This is a genomic window from Propionicicella superfundia DSM 22317, from assembly GCF_000423465.1.
GTDB lineage: Bacteria > Actinomycetota > Actinomycetes > Propionibacteriales > Propionibacteriaceae > Propionicicella > Propionicicella superfundia.
On record NZ_KE384022.1, the window covers coordinates 212,319 to 229,008 of the forward strand.

Annotated in this window: 14 protein-coding genes; 12 read left to right on the plus strand and 2 right to left on the minus strand. The window is 73.0% G+C overall.

Going from position 1 to position 16,690, the window contains the following annotated elements:
• Positions 1–4 precede the first annotated feature (4 nt).
• Positions 5–898 (minus strand): aldo/keto reductase, encoded by an 894-nt coding sequence (locus G555_RS0114605; RefSeq protein ID WP_028709443.1) that lies wholly within the window; start codon positions 896–898, stop codon positions 5–7.
• A 316-nt stretch (positions 899–1,214) separates the two neighbouring features.
• Between G555_RS0114605 and G555_RS21465 the strand changes: the two genes are divergently transcribed.
• From G555_RS21465 to G555_RS0114665, 12 genes are all read left to right on the plus strand, one after another.
• A complete protein-coding gene (locus G555_RS21465; RefSeq protein WP_051209316.1) occupies positions 1,215–1,856 on the plus strand; it encodes an HAD family hydrolase in 642 nt (213 codons plus the stop codon).
• 91 nt (positions 1,857–1,947) lie between these two features.
• Positions 1,948–3,249 carry an SWIM zinc finger family protein gene (locus tag G555_RS0114615; protein ID WP_028709444.1) on the plus strand — a complete coding sequence of 434 codons (1,302 nt, stop codon included), beginning with the start codon at positions 1,948–1,950 and terminating at the stop codon, positions 3,247–3,249.
• Positions 3,246–4,736 carry a DUF5691 domain-containing protein gene (locus G555_RS0114620; RefSeq protein WP_028709445.1) on the plus strand — a complete coding sequence of 497 codons (1,491 nt, stop codon included), beginning with the start codon at positions 3,246–3,248 and terminating at the stop codon, positions 4,734–4,736. The genes G555_RS0114615 and G555_RS0114620 overlap by 4 nt, the downstream gene beginning before the upstream one ends.
• Positions 4,733–5,827, plus strand: coding sequence for an ATP-binding protein (locus tag G555_RS0114625; protein WP_028709446.1), 1,095 nt, complete (start codon positions 4,733–4,735; stop codon positions 5,825–5,827). The genes G555_RS0114620 and G555_RS0114625 overlap by 4 nt, the downstream gene beginning before the upstream one ends.
• 9 nt (positions 5,828–5,836) lie before the next feature.
• Positions 5,837–8,113, plus strand: coding sequence for a DUF5682 family protein (locus G555_RS0114630; RefSeq protein WP_028709447.1), 2,277 nt, complete (start codon positions 5,837–5,839; stop codon positions 8,111–8,113).
• Positions 8,106–9,311, plus strand: coding sequence for a DUF480 domain-containing protein (locus G555_RS0114635; protein ID WP_028709448.1), 1,206 nt, complete (start codon positions 8,106–8,108; stop codon positions 9,309–9,311). The genes G555_RS0114630 and G555_RS0114635 overlap by 8 nt, the downstream gene beginning before the upstream one ends.
• Complete coding sequence (locus G555_RS20275; protein ID WP_245581290.1) at positions 9,308–10,504, plus strand: VWA domain-containing protein; 1,197 nt, start codon at positions 9,308–9,310, stop codon at positions 10,502–10,504. The genes G555_RS0114635 and G555_RS20275 overlap by 4 nt, the downstream gene beginning before the upstream one ends.
• 34 nt (positions 10,505–10,538) lie before the next feature.
• Complete coding sequence (locus G555_RS0114645) at positions 10,539–10,994, plus strand: Lrp/AsnC family transcriptional regulator (RefSeq protein ID WP_028709449.1); 456 nt, start codon at positions 10,539–10,541, stop codon at positions 10,992–10,994.
• Positions 10,995–11,046: 52 nt separating this feature from the next.
• Complete coding sequence (lat, locus tag G555_RS0114650; RefSeq protein ID WP_028709450.1) at positions 11,047–12,378, plus strand: L-lysine 6-transaminase; 1,332 nt, start codon at positions 11,047–11,049, stop codon at positions 12,376–12,378.
• The gene (gene amaB / locus G555_RS0114655; RefSeq protein ID WP_028709451.1) at positions 12,378–13,889 is read left to right on the plus strand and encodes an L-piperidine-6-carboxylate dehydrogenase; all 1,512 of its coding nucleotides are present in this window, start codon (positions 12,378–12,380) and stop codon (positions 13,887–13,889) included. Before lat ends, amaB begins: the two co-directional genes overlap by 1 nt.
• On the plus strand, positions 13,886–15,124 hold the full coding sequence (locus G555_RS20280) for an MFS transporter (protein ID WP_051209321.1): 1,239 nt from the start codon (positions 13,886–13,888) through the stop codon (positions 15,122–15,124). The genes amaB and G555_RS20280 overlap by 4 nt, the downstream gene beginning before the upstream one ends.
• Before the next feature lie 47 nt (positions 15,125–15,171).
• Positions 15,172–15,762: a DUF421 domain-containing protein gene (locus G555_RS0114665; protein ID WP_211223273.1), complete on the plus strand. Its 591-nt coding sequence runs from the start codon at positions 15,172–15,174 to the stop codon at positions 15,760–15,762.
• Positions 15,763–15,831: 69 nt separating this feature from the next.
• On the opposite strand, the gene dapB is transcribed toward G555_RS0114665, so the two are convergent.
• The gene (gene dapB, locus G555_RS0114670) at positions 15,832–16,566 is read right to left on the minus strand and encodes a 4-hydroxy-tetrahydrodipicolinate reductase (RefSeq protein ID WP_028709453.1); all 735 of its coding nucleotides are present in this window, start codon (positions 16,564–16,566) and stop codon (positions 15,832–15,834) included.
• Between the last annotated feature and the right edge of the window lie 124 nt (positions 16,567–16,690).

Sequence of the window (16,690 nt, forward strand, 5' to 3'; positions counted from 1 at the left end):
AGCTTCACAGGACCTTGTGGCCGGTGCACGCCGACCAGATGGCGAACCACTGCTCATCGGTGAGGCGATGCCGCAGCGCGTCGACGGGCCGGCGCACGAACCCGAGGTCTTCGGCGCCGGTGATGGTGAGGAAGCCCACGGGGTGGCTCAGCAGCCAGGCGAGCGCGACCTCGTCGATGGTCGGCGCACCGATCTCGGCGCGTACGGTCTCCAACTCGGCGCGCACCCGCACCGCCGCGTCGTCCGTGCCGGTGAACACGCGTCCGCCGGCGAGCGGCGACCAGGCGATGGGATGGATCCGCCGCTGCTGGCAGTGCGCGACCGTGCCGTCGTCGAAGTTCTCGTGCTGCAGGACCGACGCCTCGATCTCGTTCGTGATCAACGGCTGATCGCAGTAGCCGGCCAGCATCTCGTAGTGATGGGCCTTGTAGTTGGAGACGCCGAAGAAGCGCACCTTGCCCTGCTCGTGGAGCTGTGAGAACGCCGCGGCCGTCTCCTCGGGGTTCATGTGCGGATCGGGTCGGTGGAGCAGCAGCAGGTCGACGTAGTCGGTCCGCAGCCGCCGCAGGGACGCCTCCAGCTCGGACACGATGTGGGCCCGGCTCGTGTCGTAGTACTTCACGCGCACCGACGCGCTCGGGTAGACGATGGTGGACTTCGTGATGATCTGCACGCTCTCGCGCAATCCCGGCCTGCGGGCGAGTACCTCCCCGAAGGCGGCCTCCGGGTTCCCGTGGTCGTAGATGTTCGCGTGATCGAACAGGGTGATACCGAGTTCCAGCGCCCCGTCGACGAGACGTTCGAGTTCGTCGACGCTGATGCCCCATTGGGCCCACCGCCAGAATCCGAGGGCCACGCGCGAGGTCTCCAGACCGTCCGCCATGGTGATTCGTTGCATCGTCGCAACACCTCCTTGTGCACATGACCGTACTCTGATCATCTGATCACACCAGGGGTCGGCGAACTTCTTTCCCCGCGCCCTCCGCCGAGCGCTCCCCATCTGCCGGAAATCAGCGCAGATCCGGCGGTTTCAGAGCGCTCGGCGTGGGTGGATCCCTGTTCGGCGCAGATGAGCATTGGCCCTCGAACCGGGCACACGGGTCCTCCGATCCCCGCTAACGTCGAGGCAAAGGACGACGACGGCGGGGTCTTCGCCCCGCTCCGCCCCGCCCCATGGCCCGCGCCGCCGCGCGGGCACGGCAGGTGGAGGACTCATGCAGGCGGACACCGTCATCTTCGACATGGACGGCACCCTCACCGATTCCATGCCCTTCCTCGCAAGCGGGATCGGCACCGTGGCGGGTCGGCTCGCCGGGCGGACCATCACGAGGCACGAGGCCGAGGCGGCGTACGGGCCGCCGGACATGGACGTCCTCGCGCGACTCGCCGGACGCCCCCTCACCCCCGCCGAGCAGGAGTCGTACCTCGACCACCTCCGGACACACGCGCCGACGGCGGTGCCGCCGATCCCCGGCCTCGCCTCGATGCTCGCCGACCTCCGGTCGGCCGGAATCGCGCTCGGCGTGTACTCGGCCCGCAGCCTCGCCGCAGGCACGGTGGTCCTCGAGGCGCTCGGGCTCGACGAGTACTTCGACACGGTCGTCGCCGGCGACCTGGTGACCCACCCCAAGCCGCACGCCGAAGGCCTGGTGGTGGCCATGGCCGCGCTGGGCGCCACGCCGGCCCGGACCCTCTACGTCGGCGACACGCTGCACGACCTGCAGGTGGCACGAGGCGCCGGTGTCCGCTCGGTGCTCGCCCTGTGGGCCGACAGCCCGCGCACGAACCTGATCCCGCAGGCCGACCAGCACTTCGCCGACGTGGCGTCCTTCGCCTCCTGGGTGCTCGCCGACTGATCCCGGTCCCGGGTCCGGCGGCGCCTTCCCCTGCCCACATGGCGAATGTGCGGTGCTCCGCACGATCCCGCCGGGCCGCTAATCTGCGTCCATGGCAAAGAGATGGACTCCGGAGCGTGTGATCGCCCTGGCGCCCGACTCCGCCTCCGAGGTCGCCGGCCGTCGGCTGGCCGTCCCCGCGCCGTGGTCCGACGTGGGGTGGGCCGATCCGCTGCTCTGGGGAGCGTGCCAGGGTTCCGGCAAGACTCCCTACACCGTCGCGGTCGATGTCTCCGGACCCACGTACCGCTGCTCCTGCCCGTCCCGCAAGTTCCCCTGCAAGCATGTCCTCGGGCTGCTGTTCCTCTGGGCCGAGGGCGGCATCCGCGAAGGCGGCACGCTCAGTGCGTTCGCCTCCGACTGGGCGGCGCGACGTGGCCGCGGCGGGAGCGCCGCCGACGGCTCCGGCAGCCCGCAGGCCGCCGAACGAACCCCGGAACAGGAGGCCGCCGCGGCAGCCCGAGCCGCCCGCCGCGAGGAACGCGTCGCCGACGGCATGGCCGAGCTCGAGCAGTGGTTGTCCGACCAGGTCACCCGTGGCCTCGCCGCCGCCCGCCCGGCCGAGGCGACCGAGACGGCCGCTCGCATGGTGGACGCCCAGGCGCCCGGGGTCGCCACCCGGCTGCGGGAGGCCGCACGCCTTCCGCGGGGCGGACGGTGGCTGACGGACACCTTCGCCGCCTACTCGCTGCTGCACCTGCTGGCCCGCGCCGCCACGACCCTCGACACCGCGGATCCCATGCGCGACACCGTCCGGATGCGACTGGGCTTCACGACCTCCCGCGAGACGGTGCTGGCCGAGCCCGCGGTGACCGACCGGTGGCTCGTCGCCGGCATGCGGGACTCCGACGAGGAGCAGGTCAGCGTACGCCGTGTCTGGCTCCACGGCATGGACACCGGGACGCCCGCGCTCGTGCTGTTCTTCGCCCCGCGCGGCCAGGCCCTGGCGAACCCGCTGCTCCCCGGGACGGCCGTCGACGCCGACCTCCACTTCCACCCGGGCCGGCCGCGGCTGCGGGCGGTCGTCGGCGACCAGCGCGACACCGTCCCGATCCGCGGGTGGACACCGGCCGTCACCGGCGTCGCCGTGGCCGTGGCGGCGTGGCGAGCGGCGCTCGCTGCGGACCCGTGGCTCACCGAGTGGCCGGTCGCCGTCTCCGGCACCGCCGCGCCGGCCGGGCGGCAATGGACGTTCACCGGCATCGACGGGGGCGCCGTGAACCTCGTCGGGTCCGACCTGTGGACACTGCTCGCACTGACCGGTGGCCACCCGGCGACGGTCTTCGGCGAGCTCGGCGCCGAGGGCCTGCGCCCGAGCTCCGTCCTCCTCGACGAGGAGGTGCTCCCGCTGTGACCGCGCTCGACGAGCTCTCCGCCGTGGCCGCCGTCGGCACGGGCCGGCGCTCGACCCTCCCGGCCGTCCCCCAGGTCGCCGGGGTCCTCCCGTCGCGAAACCCCGAGGAACGGGCGTTCGCGCTGTTGGACGCGGGCGCCGCGCTCGCCGTCGTGGCCAAGGGAGCGGTGGAGGTCCCGCCCGGGTCCCCGCTCGCCCCCGCCCCTCCCGACGCCTGGCCGGATCCGCCCGCCGCCTTCACCGCCGCGCTGAGGCAGCTCGGCTCCGACGGCGGTCCGGTCGCCGACGCCGCGAGCCGGTCCGCCGTGCTGGTGGAGGCCTTCGGCTGGATGGCCGCGCGACGGCTCCGGCTGTCGCACCGCCTCCTGCCGACCTTTCTCACCCACCCGTCCGCCGACGTACGCGCCGGCGTCGTCCCGGTTCTCGGGGAGCGCGGCCGGTGGCTCGTGTCGGTTCCCGGGGCACCCGGCGCCCCGGACGATCGCCGCATCGCGGACGACCCCTGGGAGCACGGGACCCCGGCCGAGCAGGTCGCCCACCTGACCCTCGTGAGAAGCACGGATCCAGCGGCCGGGCTGCGGCTCGTCACCGGGATCTGGAGCACGACGCCGGCGGCGACCCGCGCGCAGTTCGCGCTCGTGATCGCCGACACGGCCGGTCCGGCCGACGAGGACTTCCTGGAGAGCTGCCTGTCCGACCGCTCCGCCGCCGTCCGCGCCGTCGCCCCGCAGGGGCTGGTGCGGCTGCCCGGGTCCGCCTACGTGTCCCGTATGACCGCCCGCGCCGCCGACGTGTTCCGGTCGGCCGCTCCGGGCATGGTCGTCACGTCACCGGCGCCCGACGAACACGATCAGCTCGGCGCCGCCCTGTCCGCCCAGGAGCGGATCACCCGCCTTCTGGGCGCCGTCCCGCCGGGCGCCTGGCCGGGTCTCACCGGCATCACCGCCTCCGACCTGCTGCGCGTGGCGCACGCCGATCCCGCGCTGGATCTGCGGCCGGGGCTCACGACCAGCGCCCTCCGCCACGGCGACGCGGCGCTCGCCGCCGCTCTCGTCGAGGCCGGCGCCGTCCACGAGGGCTTCGCCCCGTTCGTCCCGGTCGACCGGCTCGCCGCGGCCCTGGACCGGCTCGGCGCCGCCGCCGCCGCGCCCGACTCCGGCGGCAGCAGCCTGCTCGAACGCCTGCCCCGCCCGTGGCCCGACCCCATCGCCCGCGTCGTGCTCGCCCGACTCGACGCCTCGCTGCCGACCGCGCGACGGTTCCCGGACTCGGTGTGGCGCCTCCTCGCACTGGCGACCCCGGCATCGTCCGCCGACGCCTGGGCGGCCCAGCTCCGCGCCGCGACCATCGGGCACGGCGCACGCACCCGCTCCAATCGCACGGTGCTCATGGCGGCCGCGATCCTCACCGTCCGCGGCGCGCTCTGGCGCGCGCTGCCCCCCGCCACCGATCCGCACGCCCACCACGTCCCCGGGAGCCCGCCATGACCGACACCGCCGCCGCGCTGCAGCGACCCCACGCCGAGCAGCTCTTCGCCGCCGAGCTCGCCGCGCTCGCGGCCGCCGACGACCGTCCCCGCCCTCCGCAATGGCGCCTGTCCCCGTGGGCGGTGGTGACGTACCTGATGGGCGGCACCCTGCCGGGCGGCGAGGTCGTGACCCCGAAGTACGTCGGCAGCCGGCGACTCATCGAGACGGCCGTCGCGACCGTCGCCACCGACCGCGCCCTCCTCCTGCTCGGCGTCCCCGGCACGGCGAAGTCGTGGGTGTCCGAACACCTCGCCGCCGCGATCTCGGGCGACTCGACCCTGCTCGTCCAGGGAACCGCGGGAACGGCCGAGGAGGCGGTCCGGTACGGCTGGAACTACGCACGGCTGCTGGCCGAGGGACCGAGCCCGGCAGCGCTCGTGCCGTCACCGGTCATGGTTGCGATGGAGAAGGGGGCGATCGCACGGATCGAGGAGCTGACCCGGATGCCGTCCGACGTGCAGGACGCCCTCATCACCGTGCTGTCCGAGAAGTCGCTGCCGGTGCCCGAACTCACGTCCGAGGTGCAGGCGCGGCGCGGGTTCAACGTGGTCGCCACGGCCAACGACCGAGACCGCGGAGTGAACGACCTGTCGAGCGCGCTGCGCCGCCGGTTCAACACGGTCGTCCTCCCGGTGCCCGCCACGACCGAGGACGAGGTGCACATCGTCACCAGCAGGGTGGCTGAACTCGGCCGCGCCCTCGACCTGCCGCCCGCCGACGGCGCCGATCACGAGATCCGGCGGGTGGTGACGATCTTCCGCGAGCTGCGCCGTGGCGTCACCGAGGACGGCAGAACGTCCCTCAAGACGCCGTCCGGCACGCTGTCGGTGGCCGAGGCCATCTCGGTCGTCACCAGCGGGCTCGCACTCGCCGCGCACTTCGGCGACGGGGTGCTGCGCGCGGGCGACGTGGCCGCGGGCATCCGCGGATCGGTCGTGAGGGACCCGGTCGGGGACGCGACCGTATGGTCGGAGTACCTGGAGACGGTCGTCCGCGAACGTCGCGACTGGAGCGACTTCTATCGCGCTGCCCGAGAGCTTGGGGACTGACTGCCTGTGATGACCGACGAAGGCCGCGTGCGGGTGCTCGGCATCCGCCACCACGGCAGCGGATCCGCCCGCGCCGTGCGGGACGCCCTCACCGAACACGATCCGGGAGTCGTCCTCATCGAGGGCCCGCCGGAGGCCGATGCCCTCGTCGGCTGGATCGCCCGGGGGCTGAAGCCGCCCGTCGCCCTGCTCGCCTACGAGGTCGCCGATCCCGCCCGGGCCGCCTTCTGGCCGTTCGCGGTGTTCTCACCCGAATGGCAGGCCCTCTCCTGGGCCGTGGAGAACCACCGGGAGGTGAGGTTCATCGACCTGCCGGCCGCGGTGACCCTCGCGACCGCCGGCGATCCCTCCGCCGGGGAGCAGACTCGCGGTCCCCGGAGCGAGGAGCCCGACGAGACGACGGAGCCGCCGTTCGCCGCGTCGCCACGATGCGCCGCGACCGATCCGTTGCGCGACGACCCGCTGGCCGTGCTCGCACGGACGGCCGGCTACGACGACCCGGAGCGCTGGTGGGAGGACGCCGTCGAGACGCAGGCCAGCAGTTCCCTGTTCACCTCCATCACCGAGGCGATGGCCGAACTGCGGACCGCGACTCCCCCACCGGCCGAGACGGAGGACCAGCTCGTCGAGGAACGCCGCGAGGCGCACATGCGCAAGCTGCTCCGCGCGGCGCTGCGGATCCACGACCGGGTCGCGGTGGTCTGCGGCGCCTGGCACGCGCCCGCACTGTCCGGGCGGCTCCCGGCGGCGGCGGCCGATCAGAGGCTGCTGACCGGACTGCCGAAGGTGAAGGTCGCGACCGCCTGGGTGCCGTGGACGCATTCGCGCCTCACCTACGCCTCGGGCTACGGCGCCGGCATCGCCTCCCCCGGCTGGTACCGGCACCTGTTCGCCGCACCCGACGCGGTCGTCCCGCGCTGGTTCGCGGCCGTGGCCGCGGTGCTGCGCCGCCACGATCTGCCGGTGTCGCCCGCGCACGCCATCGAGGCCACCCGGCTGGCCGAGGCGCTGGCCGCGCTCCGCGGCCGACCGCGAGCCGGCCTCGACGAGGTCCAGGAAGCGGCGCTGGCGGTGATGTGCGACGGCAATCCGACGACGCTGGCCTACGTCACGCGCGAGCTCGTCGTCGGCGAGGAGCTCGGCACCGTTCCCGACGGCGCACCGCTCGTTCCGCTGGACGCCGACCTGCGCCGCCACGCGAAATCCCTGCGGCTGACGCTCGCACCGGCTCCCAAGGACCTCGTTCTCGACCTGCGCCGCACCTTCGACCGGGAGCGGTCCCGGCTGCTGCACCGGTTGCGCGCTCTCGACATCGACTGGGGCACGCCCGTCCAGGTGGCCGGGACCGGCACGTTCAAGGAGGCGTGGCAGGTGGCGTGGTCGCCCGACTTCGCCGTCGCCATCGTCCTCGCCTCGTCCTGGGGGACGACCGTCGCCGGGGCCGCCGCAGCTCGGCTCGTCGCCGATCCGGGGCCGCTGCCCGACGTGACCGCACGCGTGGAGCAGGCGCTGCTCGGGGAACTGCACACCGCTCTGCCGCCGCTCCTGACCGCCCTGGACGAGCGGGCCGCGCACGACGCGGACGTCGCCCACCTCCTCGATGCCCTGCCCGCCCTCATCCGTGCGCAGCGGTACGGCACGGTCCGCGGCACCGACACGACCTCTCTCGGAGCCGTCGCTCACGCCATGCTGACCCGTGCGGCGGCGGGGCTCCCCGCGGCGGCAGGCGGCCTCTCCCCCGACGCGGCCACGGAGCTGTGCGGGTACATCGAGCGCGTGACCGACGTGGTCGGCATGCTCCCCGCCGCTGCGGGAGCCCTGTGGCACGACGCGCTGCGACGGGTGCTCGCGCGCGGGGACGTGCCCGGCCTGCTCGCCGGCCGGCTCACCCGCACCCTTCTCGACGCGGGCGACCTGCCCGCCGACGCGGCGAGGGACGCCCTGTCCAGGGCACTCACGCACGGTCCCACCGTGGCCGAGCGCGCGGCCTTCGCCGAGGGATTCCTGTCGGCGTCGGCGCTGCTCCTCATCCACGACCCGGAGGTGCTGGCCATCGTGGACGACTGGATGGCCGGTCTCGCCGACGACGACTTCCTGGAAGTGCTGCCCGTGCTGCGACGAGCGTTCGGCGGGTTCAACCGGCCCGAGCGCACCGCCATCGCCGAACGGGCCACCCGGCTGAGCGATCACGAGACCGCCGCGGCCACGCCCACCGACCTGCCGTACGCCGAGATGGCGGAGGCACTCGCCACGGTCCGCCACCTGCTGAGGAGGAAGGATGCCTGACCGCTCCCCCGTCGTCCTGGACCCGATCGAACAGCGGGTCCTCGGGAGCCTGCTCGAGAAGCAGATCACCGTTCCCGCGTCCTATCCGCTGAGCCTCACTGCGCTGCGCACCGCGTGCAATCAGGCCACGAGCCGCGAGCCGGTCACCGCCTATGACGACGACGCGCTCGTCGAGGCCGTGGACCGCCTCAAACAGCGGGGTCTGGCCCGCGTCGTGTGGGCGGGCAGCGGCTCGCGCGTCCTGAAGTACCACCAACTGCTCACCGACGTCCTCGAGCTGGAGCCGGCCGGGCGAGCCCTCGTCACGGTGCTGCTGCTGCGCGGACCCCAGTCGGCGGGCGAGCTGCGCACCCGCACGGAGCGGCTGCATCCGTTCGCCGACAAGTCGGCCGTCGAGGAGGCGCTGCGCGAGCTCGCCGGGCGGCCGGTTCCGATCGTCCGCGAGGCCGGTCGTCGGCCGGGCCGGCACGACGCCCGCTGGATCCACCTGCTCGGTCCCGTCGACGCCGAGGACGCCGCGCCGGCCGCGGACGTGGACCGGGAGTCCGTCCTCGCCGCCGGGGCGGAACGACGCGACGAGGGCGTGCGGACGGCCTACGACGCGCTGGCCGAGGCGCCGGGCGCGATCGGGCCCGATCTCGCCGGCCTGCCGCTGGACCGGTGGCTGCTCGATCGGGTGTCGGCTGCCGCCGGAGGAGGGCCCGTGGCCGATCTCGGGTGCGGCCGGGGCCGCACGACCGCGTATCTGACGGAAGCGGGCGTCGACGTCGTCGGCAGCGACATGTCCCCCGCGACGATCGCCGCGGCGCGCGCCGACCATCCCGGTGTGTCGTTCGAGGTGGGCGACTTCGGCCGGCTGCTGCGCCCGCGGGCCGCAGCCGGGTGGGCCGCGATCACGGCCTGGTACGCGTTCGTCCATCTCGCCCCGTCCGAGCTCGCCGCGCTGCTGCCGGCGCTGGTCGCCACGCTCGTCCCCGGGGGCGTCCTCGCGTTCGCCGTCCAGCTCGGAGCCGAGGTGCGCAATGTCGCCCTCCCCGGCGACGCGGGTCGCGTGGACGTCGTGCTGTTCGACCGTGCACAGGTGCTGGCCGCGGTCACGGCGGCCGGAGGGATCGACGTCGAATGGTACGTGCGGGGCCCGGTCGGCGACGAGGACGCCGGTGACCGGCTCTACGTGTACGCCCGGAGCGGCGCGTGACGCGCGCACCCGATGCCGTGACCACCGAGCGTGCACGCCGGTGGCGGCTGGTGCTCGGCCGTCCGCCCTCCGAGGACGGCCCGGTCCTCGACGCCCGGGATCGTGCCATGGACGCGGCGCTCGCGGCGCTGTACGACAACGAGGCGACCGGGAAGCCCGGCGAGAAGGACCGGATCCTCGTCGGGATGGGTTCCTCGGCACCCCGCGTCGCGTCGTGGCTCGGTGACATCCGGAAGTTCTTCCCCAGCAGCGTCGTCCAGGTCATGCAGGCCGATGCGATCGAGCGGCTCGGGTTGAAGCGACTCCTGCTGGAGCCGGAGATGATGCGCACGGTCACCCCCGACGTCCACCTTGTGGCGACGCTGGTGGAGCTGCGGGCACTGATGCCGCAGCAGGCACGTGCGACGGCCCGGGCGGTCGTCGGGCAGGTCGTCGAGGAGGTCGAGCGGCGGCTGGCCGACCGGATCCGCACGGCGACCCGAGGGGCGCTCAACCGGACCCGGCGGACGTCCCGGCCGCGCCCCGGCGACATCGACTGGAACCGCACGATCCGCGCGAACCTGAAGAACTACCAGCAGCAGTACAACACCGTGATCGCGGAGCGGCTCGTGGGGTACGGACGCCGGCGCACGGGATTCGCCCGCGAGATCGTGCTGTGCGTGGACCAGTCCGGGTCGATGGCGACGTCGGTCGTGTACGCGTCGATCTTCGCATGCGTCCTCGCCTCGATCCGTGCCCTGCGCACGAGCCTCGTCGTGTACGACACCGCCGTCGTCGACCTGACGGATCAGCTCGCCGACCCCGTCGACGTCATCTTCGGCACCCAACTGGGCGGCGGGAACGACACCCCACGGGCCCTGGCCTACTGCGAGCGCCTCGTGACGCGACCCTCCGACACCGTGCTCGTCCTCATCAGCGACCTGTACGAGGGAGCGGGCTCGGAGGAGATGATCGGGCGCCTGGGCGCACTCCACGCCGACGGGGTCACGGTGGTCGTGCTGCTGGCGCTGGACGACGACGGCAAGCCGTCCTACGACCGGGACAACGCGGCCGCGCTCGCTGCCCTCGGCATCCCGTGCTTCGCGTGTACGCCCGATGCGTTCCCCGACCTCATCGCGACCGCGCTCGGTCGCGCGGATGTCGCCGCGTGGGCCGCTCGGCGCGACGCCGAGCACGCATCGCGCCGGGACTGATTCGCTGCGTCCCGCTCCCGCGTAGTGTCGGACCATGGACGAGACAGATGCGGTCATTCTCCGGCGGCTGCTGGCCGACGGCCGGGCGACCCTGGGCACGCTCGCCGAGGCGACCGGGCTCTCCGTGTCCGCTGCCCAGAGCCGCGTCCGGCGGCTGGAGGAGCGCGGCCTGATCACCGGCTACCGCGCGCAGGTGGATGCCGAGGCGGTCGGCCTTCCGCTGTCGGCCTTCATCGAGGTGACGCCGCTCGATGCGGACGATCCCGACGACATCCCGCAGCGCCTGGGGCATCTCGCGGAGATCGAGGGGTGCTTCTCGGTCGCCGGGGACGCGTCCTACATCCTGTTCGTTCGGGTGGCGAGCCCGAAGCGGCTGGAGGACCTCATCCGCCAGATCCGCCAGGCGGCCCATGTCAGCACGCGGACGACGGTCGTGCTGCAGACCTGCTTCGCCGACCGGCCGCCCGCAATAAATGTGAAGACCGTGTAAACATTCCTGTCTCACCCTGCGCTCATCGGAACAAATCCGGCAGGCTTCAAGCATGTCCACAATCATTCCACCCGCTCGGGTTCACGAGACGCTCGCTCGGTCGATCCTCGCGGACGGCCTGCCGATCGTCCTGGATCTGGACGCCTCGTCGGGCAGCGATCTCGTGGATGCCCGGGACGGCAGCCACCACATCGACCTGTTCAGCTTCTTCGCGTCCAACGCGCTCGGCCTGAACCATCCCGCGCTGCGGAATCCGCAGACGATGTCCCGGCTCGGCCGGATCGCGGTTCAGAAGCCCAGCAACTCCGACCTGTACACCGTCGAGCTGGCGGAGTTCGTGGCCACCTTCGCGCGGGTGCTCGGCGATCCGCGGCTGCCCCACCTGTTCTTCATCGAAGGCGGCGCGCTCGCCGTGGAGAACGCGCTCAAGGTCGCCTTCGACTACAAGAGCCGTCTCAACGAGTCCCGCGGCCTGTCGCCGGCGCTCGGCACGCGCATCATGCATCTCACAGACGCATTCCACGGCCGTTCCGGCTACACGCTGTCGCTCACCAACACCGATCCGAACAAGACGGCCCGCTTCCCCACGTTCGACTGGCCGCGGATCACCTCGCCGTACCTCGGCACCCATGCGGACGGCACGCCACGGGATATCGCACGCCTGGAGGAACGAGCGCTCGCCGAGGCCGAGGCCGCCTTCGCCGCGCACGGGCCCGACATCGCCGCCTTCATCGCCGAGCCGATCCAGGGCGAGGGGGGCGACCATCACTTCCGGCCCGAGTTCCTGCAACGAATGCAGCGGCTGACCCATGATCACGACGCGCTGTTCATCATGGACGAGGTGCAGACCGGCGTCGGCATGACCGGCACGGCCTGGGCCTATCAGCAGCTCGGTCTGGAACCCGACGTGGTCGCGTTCGGGAAGAAGGCCCAGGTCTGTGGCGTCATGGCCGGAGGCCGGGTCGACGACATCCCCGACAACGTGTTCGCGGTGAGCTCCCGCATCAACTCAACCTGGGGCGGGAACCTGACCGACATGGTGCGAGCCCGGATCATCCTCGAGACCATCGAGTCGGACCACCTCATCGACCACGCGGCCGAGACCGGGGACTGGCTGCTGGCCCGGCTGGAGGAGCTCGCGCTCCGGCACCCGCTCGTCACCGATCCGCGCGGCCGTGGCCTCATGTGCGCCTTCAGCCTGCCGGACACGGCGACCCGCGACGAGGTGCTGCGCCGGCTCACCGACAGGCGTGTGCTCCTGCTGGGATGCGGACGCCGCTCGGTGCGGTTCCGCCCGGCACTGACCATTGAGCGGGCCGAGCTGGCCCAGGCGCTGGACATCCTCGCGACGGTCCTCGCCGATGTGACTCGGAAGGCGGCGTGATGACCACTCCCGACGACCTGCGCGCGCTCGCCCGGGACCGGCTCGCCGCACTCGGCGTGGTCCTCCCCGCCCCCGGCGCCGAGGACCTGACCGCGCCGTCCGCGCTCAGCGCCGAACCGCTCGGCAGCCTGCCCGCGACGACCGAGCTGGACGGTGTGCTGGACGGCGCACGGGAGGCGTTCCTGGCCTGGCGAGAGGTCCCCGCGCCGGTGCGCGGCCACCTGGTCCGTCGCTACGGCGAGCTGCTCCGCGAGCACAAGAGCCTGCTGGCCGACCTCGTCACGCTGGAGACCGGCAAGATCACCAGCGAGGCCCGCGGCGAGGTGCAGGAGATGATCGACGTCTGCGACTACGCCGTCGGCCTCTCCCGCCAGCTCTGGGGGAAGACGATCGCCAGCGAGCGACCCGGGCACCGGCTGGCCGAGACCTGGCACCCGCTGGGCGTCGTGGGGATCATCTCGGCCTTCAACTTCCCCGTCGCCGTCTGGGCATGGAACGCCGCGATCGCCCTCGTGTGCGGCGATCCCGTGGTCTGGAAGCCGTCCGAGCACGCGTCCCTGAGCGCGATGGGGGCCGCGGCGCTGCTGCAGACCGCCGTGACCGAGCTCGGTCATCCCTCGGCGGTGTCCCAGGTCGTCCTGGGAGACGCCCGCACCGGTGAGGCTCTGGTCGACGACCCGCGCGTCGCGCTCATCAGCGCGACCGGGTCGGTGCGGATGGGCCGCGCCGTCGGGCCGCGCGTCGCGGCGCGCTTCGGACGGAGCCTGCTGGAGCTCGGTGGCAACAACGCGGCGGTCGTCACGCCGTCGGCACCCCTGGAGCTCGCCATTCGCGGCGTCGTCTTCGCCGCAGCGGGCACGGCCGGGCAGCGCTGCACGACGCTGCGCCGGCTGATCGTCCACCGCAGTCTGGTCGACGAGGTCGGCCGGCGACTCGTCCGCGCGTACCGCAGTCTTCCCATCGGGGATCCGTTCGCGTCGTCGACTCTCGTCGGGCCCCTGCTCAACGCCGCCTCCGGCACCGCGTTCGAGGCGGCCGTCGCCCAGGCGGTGGCCGAGGGCGGGACAGTGCTCACCGGCGGGCGCCTCGTCGACGTGACGGGCTGCGGCGGCACGTTCGCCGAGCCGACCGTCATCGCCATGCCGGGCCAGACTCCGATCGTCCACGAGGAGACCTTCGCCCCGATCCTCTATCTGCTGGCCTACGACGACTTCGACGAGGCCATCGAGCTCAACAACGCCGTCGTCCAGGGGCTCTCGGCCTCGGTCTTCACGCGCGACCAGGCCGAGGCGGAACGATTCGTCTCGGCCGCCGGCGCCGACACAGGGATCGCCAACGTCAACATCGGCACGTCCGGTGCCGAGATCGGCGGCGCCTTCGGCGGGGAGAAGGCGACAGGCGGCGGCCGCGAGTCGGGCTCGGACTCCTGGCATGCGTACATGCGGCAGGCGACGAACACGATCAACTACTCCGATGCCCTGCCCCTCGCCCAGGGCGTGAGCTTCGGGTGACACGGCGGGGCCGGGACGTCGGCGATCCCGAGTACCGCCGCATCGCCGTGGCCCTGTTCGCCGCCGGATTCGCCACGTTCGCCCTCGTCTTCGACGCGCAGGCCGCCCTGCCGGCGATCGGCGCCGCCTTCGAGGTGCCCTCGGCGACGGCGGCGCTCACCGTGTCCGCGACGACCCTGGGGCTGGCCGCATCGGTTCTTCCGTGGTCCTGGGTCGCGGACCGGGCCGGGCGGCTGGTCGCGATGCGGGTGAGCCTCGCCGCGGCGCTGCTGGTGTCGTTCGGCCAGCTCGCCGCCGTCGAGCTGTGGCAGGTGATCGCCGTCCGTGCCCTTCTGGGCGTCGCACTGGGCGCCGTCCCGGGGGTGGCCATGGCCTACCTGGCCGAGGAGCTGGCGCCGGCACGGGTGTCCATCGCGGCCGGCGTCTTCGTCGCGGGCAACACGGTCGGCGGCATCGTCGGGCGGATCGTGGCCGGGCTGGCCTCGGCGGAGTGGGGCTGGCGTGCAGGATTCGCCCTCGTCTCCCTGATCGCCGTCGCGATGGCGGCCTGGTTCCTGCTCGCGGCGCCCTCGCCGCGCGGGTTCGTGCCCCGCCCCGTGCCTGCTCGGCTGGTCTGGGCGCGGGCCCTCTTCCAGGTGCGCGACCCGACCATGCTGGCGCTGTACGCCCAGGGGCTGTTCCTGATGGGATCGTTCGGCGCCGTGTACAACTATCTCGGCTTCCGTCTGATGGCGGCGCCGTTCGGTCTCCCCGCGACCTGGGCGAGCCTGGTGTTCACCGCCTATCTCGCCGGGACCGCGGCCAGCCGCTGGTGCGGGATCCTCGCGCGGCGCTGGGGGCATCTGCGCGTCATGCTGGCCGGGATCGGGACGATGGTCTGCGGCGCGGTCATGATGGTGGGCCCGTGGCTGTGGCTGGTGCTGACCGGGCTCGTCGTGTTCACCGTCGGCTGCTTCACCGCCCACCCGCTGGCCAGCGGCCTCACCGGACAGCGCGCCCAGGTGGGGCGCGCCCAGGGCAGCGCCCTGTACCAACTGTCCTGGCTCGGAGGCACGGCGCTGTTCGGCTGGCTGGGCGGAGTGTGCTACGACCGCTGGGGATGGGCCGCGACCGTCGCGATGGTCGCGGCGCTGTGCCTGGCCGCGGCGGCCTCGGCGATCGCCGGGCTGCACCTGCTGTCCCGCCGGCGTCCGGCACCGGCGCGGCACCTCGCCGAACTCGTCGTCCAGGACTGATCGCCGCGGCTGCCGCCCCCGTGGACCGGCACGCTTAGTGTGGTCGCGTGCTGACGCCCATGGATTTCGACATCATCGCTCTCTTCACGCAGCTCGACACCTCGCTGTGGGAGAAGATCATCCGCACGATCGCCGTGTACCTCGGCATCACCGTCCTCGTCAGGGTCGCGGGAAAGCGGCTGCTGGCGCAGATGAACAACCTCGATCTCGTGGTGGTCCTGCTGCTGAGCAACGTGGTGCAGAACGCCATCATCGGTCCCGACAACTCGCTTGTCGGGGGCCTGGTGGGGGCCGTCGTCCTGGTCGGCTTCAACGCCGGTCTGGATCGGCTCGTGCAGGCCAGCCCGCGCCTGCGCGACGCGCTCGAGGGGAGGCCGACGGAGGTCGTCGCCGACGGGCGCGTGGACCGGCCCGCGATGGCCCGGCTCGGGCTGACCGACGACGAGCTCGGCGTCGCGATCGGGCGGCTCGGGGCCGACGACATCAGCGAGGTCAGGACCGCCCGTCTGCTGCCGGGCGGAGACATCGTGATCGATCTCGAACCCGACACCCGCCCCGCGACCCGCGCGGAGCTGCGGGACGCCGTCGCCGACCTCAAGGCGTACCTGGACGCGAGGCTTCCCGGACCGGCGGCCTGACCCCCGACGCGGCCGGTCGGTTCCGCGACGCACGAATGCGTCGCGGCCCGGCGTCGGGCAGATCGTGCCCTACAGGCCGAGCAGCGACTCGATGCCGACGGTCAGTCCGGGCAGCCCCGGGACGGCACGCACCGCGGCGAGCACGCCGGGCATGAACGACACGCGGTCCAGCGAGTCGTGCCGGATCGTGAGCGTCTCCCCCTCGGCCCCGAACAGCACCTCCTGGTGGGCGACGAGCCCCCGCAGGCGGACACCGTGGACGCGGATCCCCTCCACGTCGGCGCCGCGGGCTCCGGGCAGCTCGGACACGGTGGCATCGGGGACGGCTCCGAGCCCGGCGGCCGCGCGGGCCGCCGCCACCGTGCGTGCGGTCGTCTGCGCGGTCCCGGAAGGGGCATCGGCCTTGCCGGGGTGGTGCAGTTCCACGATCTCCACCGACTCGTAGAAACGCGCCGCCTGCTCGGCGAAGTGCATCATGAGGATCGCTCCCACGGAGAAGTTGGACGCCACGACGACCCCGACGCCCGGATGCGATGCCAGTCGGGACTCCACCTCGGCCAGCCTCTCGGGCGAGAATCCGGTCGTCCCCACGACCATGTGAACGCCCGCCCCGACGGCCCAGGCGACATTGCCCATGACGGAATCCGGATGGGTGAAGTCGACGACCACGTCGGCTCCCGCCAGCGCACTCGGGTCGTCGCCCGCGTCTACCCCGCCGAGGAGTTCCAGATCGGGCGCCTCCTCGACCGCGCGGCACACCTCGGCACCCATCCGACCCTTGTACCCGAACACTCCGACTCTCATCGCGCCTCCTCGCTGCCGACATGGTAGAGGGTCGTCACGACTGCGCGGGCCGGCGCGGTGGCCCGGCCGCGCCCCGGGCGACACCCATGTGTCCACTGAGTGAACCCTGTGTCCATATTCTGAC

Coding starts and splice junctions, on each gene's coding strand:
- G555_RS0114605 (WP_028709443.1), bottom strand. CDS start 898: ATGCAACGAATCACCATGGCGGACGGTCTGGAGACCTCGCGCGTGGCC.
- G555_RS21465 (WP_051209316.1), top strand. CDS start 1,215: ATGCAGGCGGACACCGTCATCTTCGACATGGACGGCACCCTCACCGAT.
- G555_RS0114615 (WP_028709444.1), top strand. CDS start 1,948: ATGGCAAAGAGATGGACTCCGGAGCGTGTGATCGCCCTGGCGCCCGAC.
- G555_RS0114625 (WP_028709446.1), top strand. CDS start 4,733: ATGACCGACACCGCCGCCGCGCTGCAGCGACCCCACGCCGAGCAGCTC.
- G555_RS0114630 (WP_028709447.1), top strand. CDS start 5,837: ATGACCGACGAAGGCCGCGTGCGGGTGCTCGGCATCCGCCACCACGGC.
- G555_RS0114635 (WP_028709448.1), top strand. CDS start 8,106: ATGCCTGACCGCTCCCCCGTCGTCCTGGACCCGATCGAACAGCGGGTC.
- G555_RS0114645 (WP_028709449.1), top strand. CDS start 10,539: ATGGACGAGACAGATGCGGTCATTCTCCGGCGGCTGCTGGCCGACGGC.
- lat (WP_028709450.1), top strand. CDS start 11,047: ATGTCCACAATCATTCCACCCGCTCGGGTTCACGAGACGCTCGCTCGG.
- amaB (WP_028709451.1), top strand. CDS start 12,378: ATGACCACTCCCGACGACCTGCGCGCGCTCGCCCGGGACCGGCTCGCC.
- dapB (WP_028709453.1), bottom strand. CDS start 16,566: ATGAGAGTCGGAGTGTTCGGGTACAAGGGTCGGATGGGTGCCGAGGTG.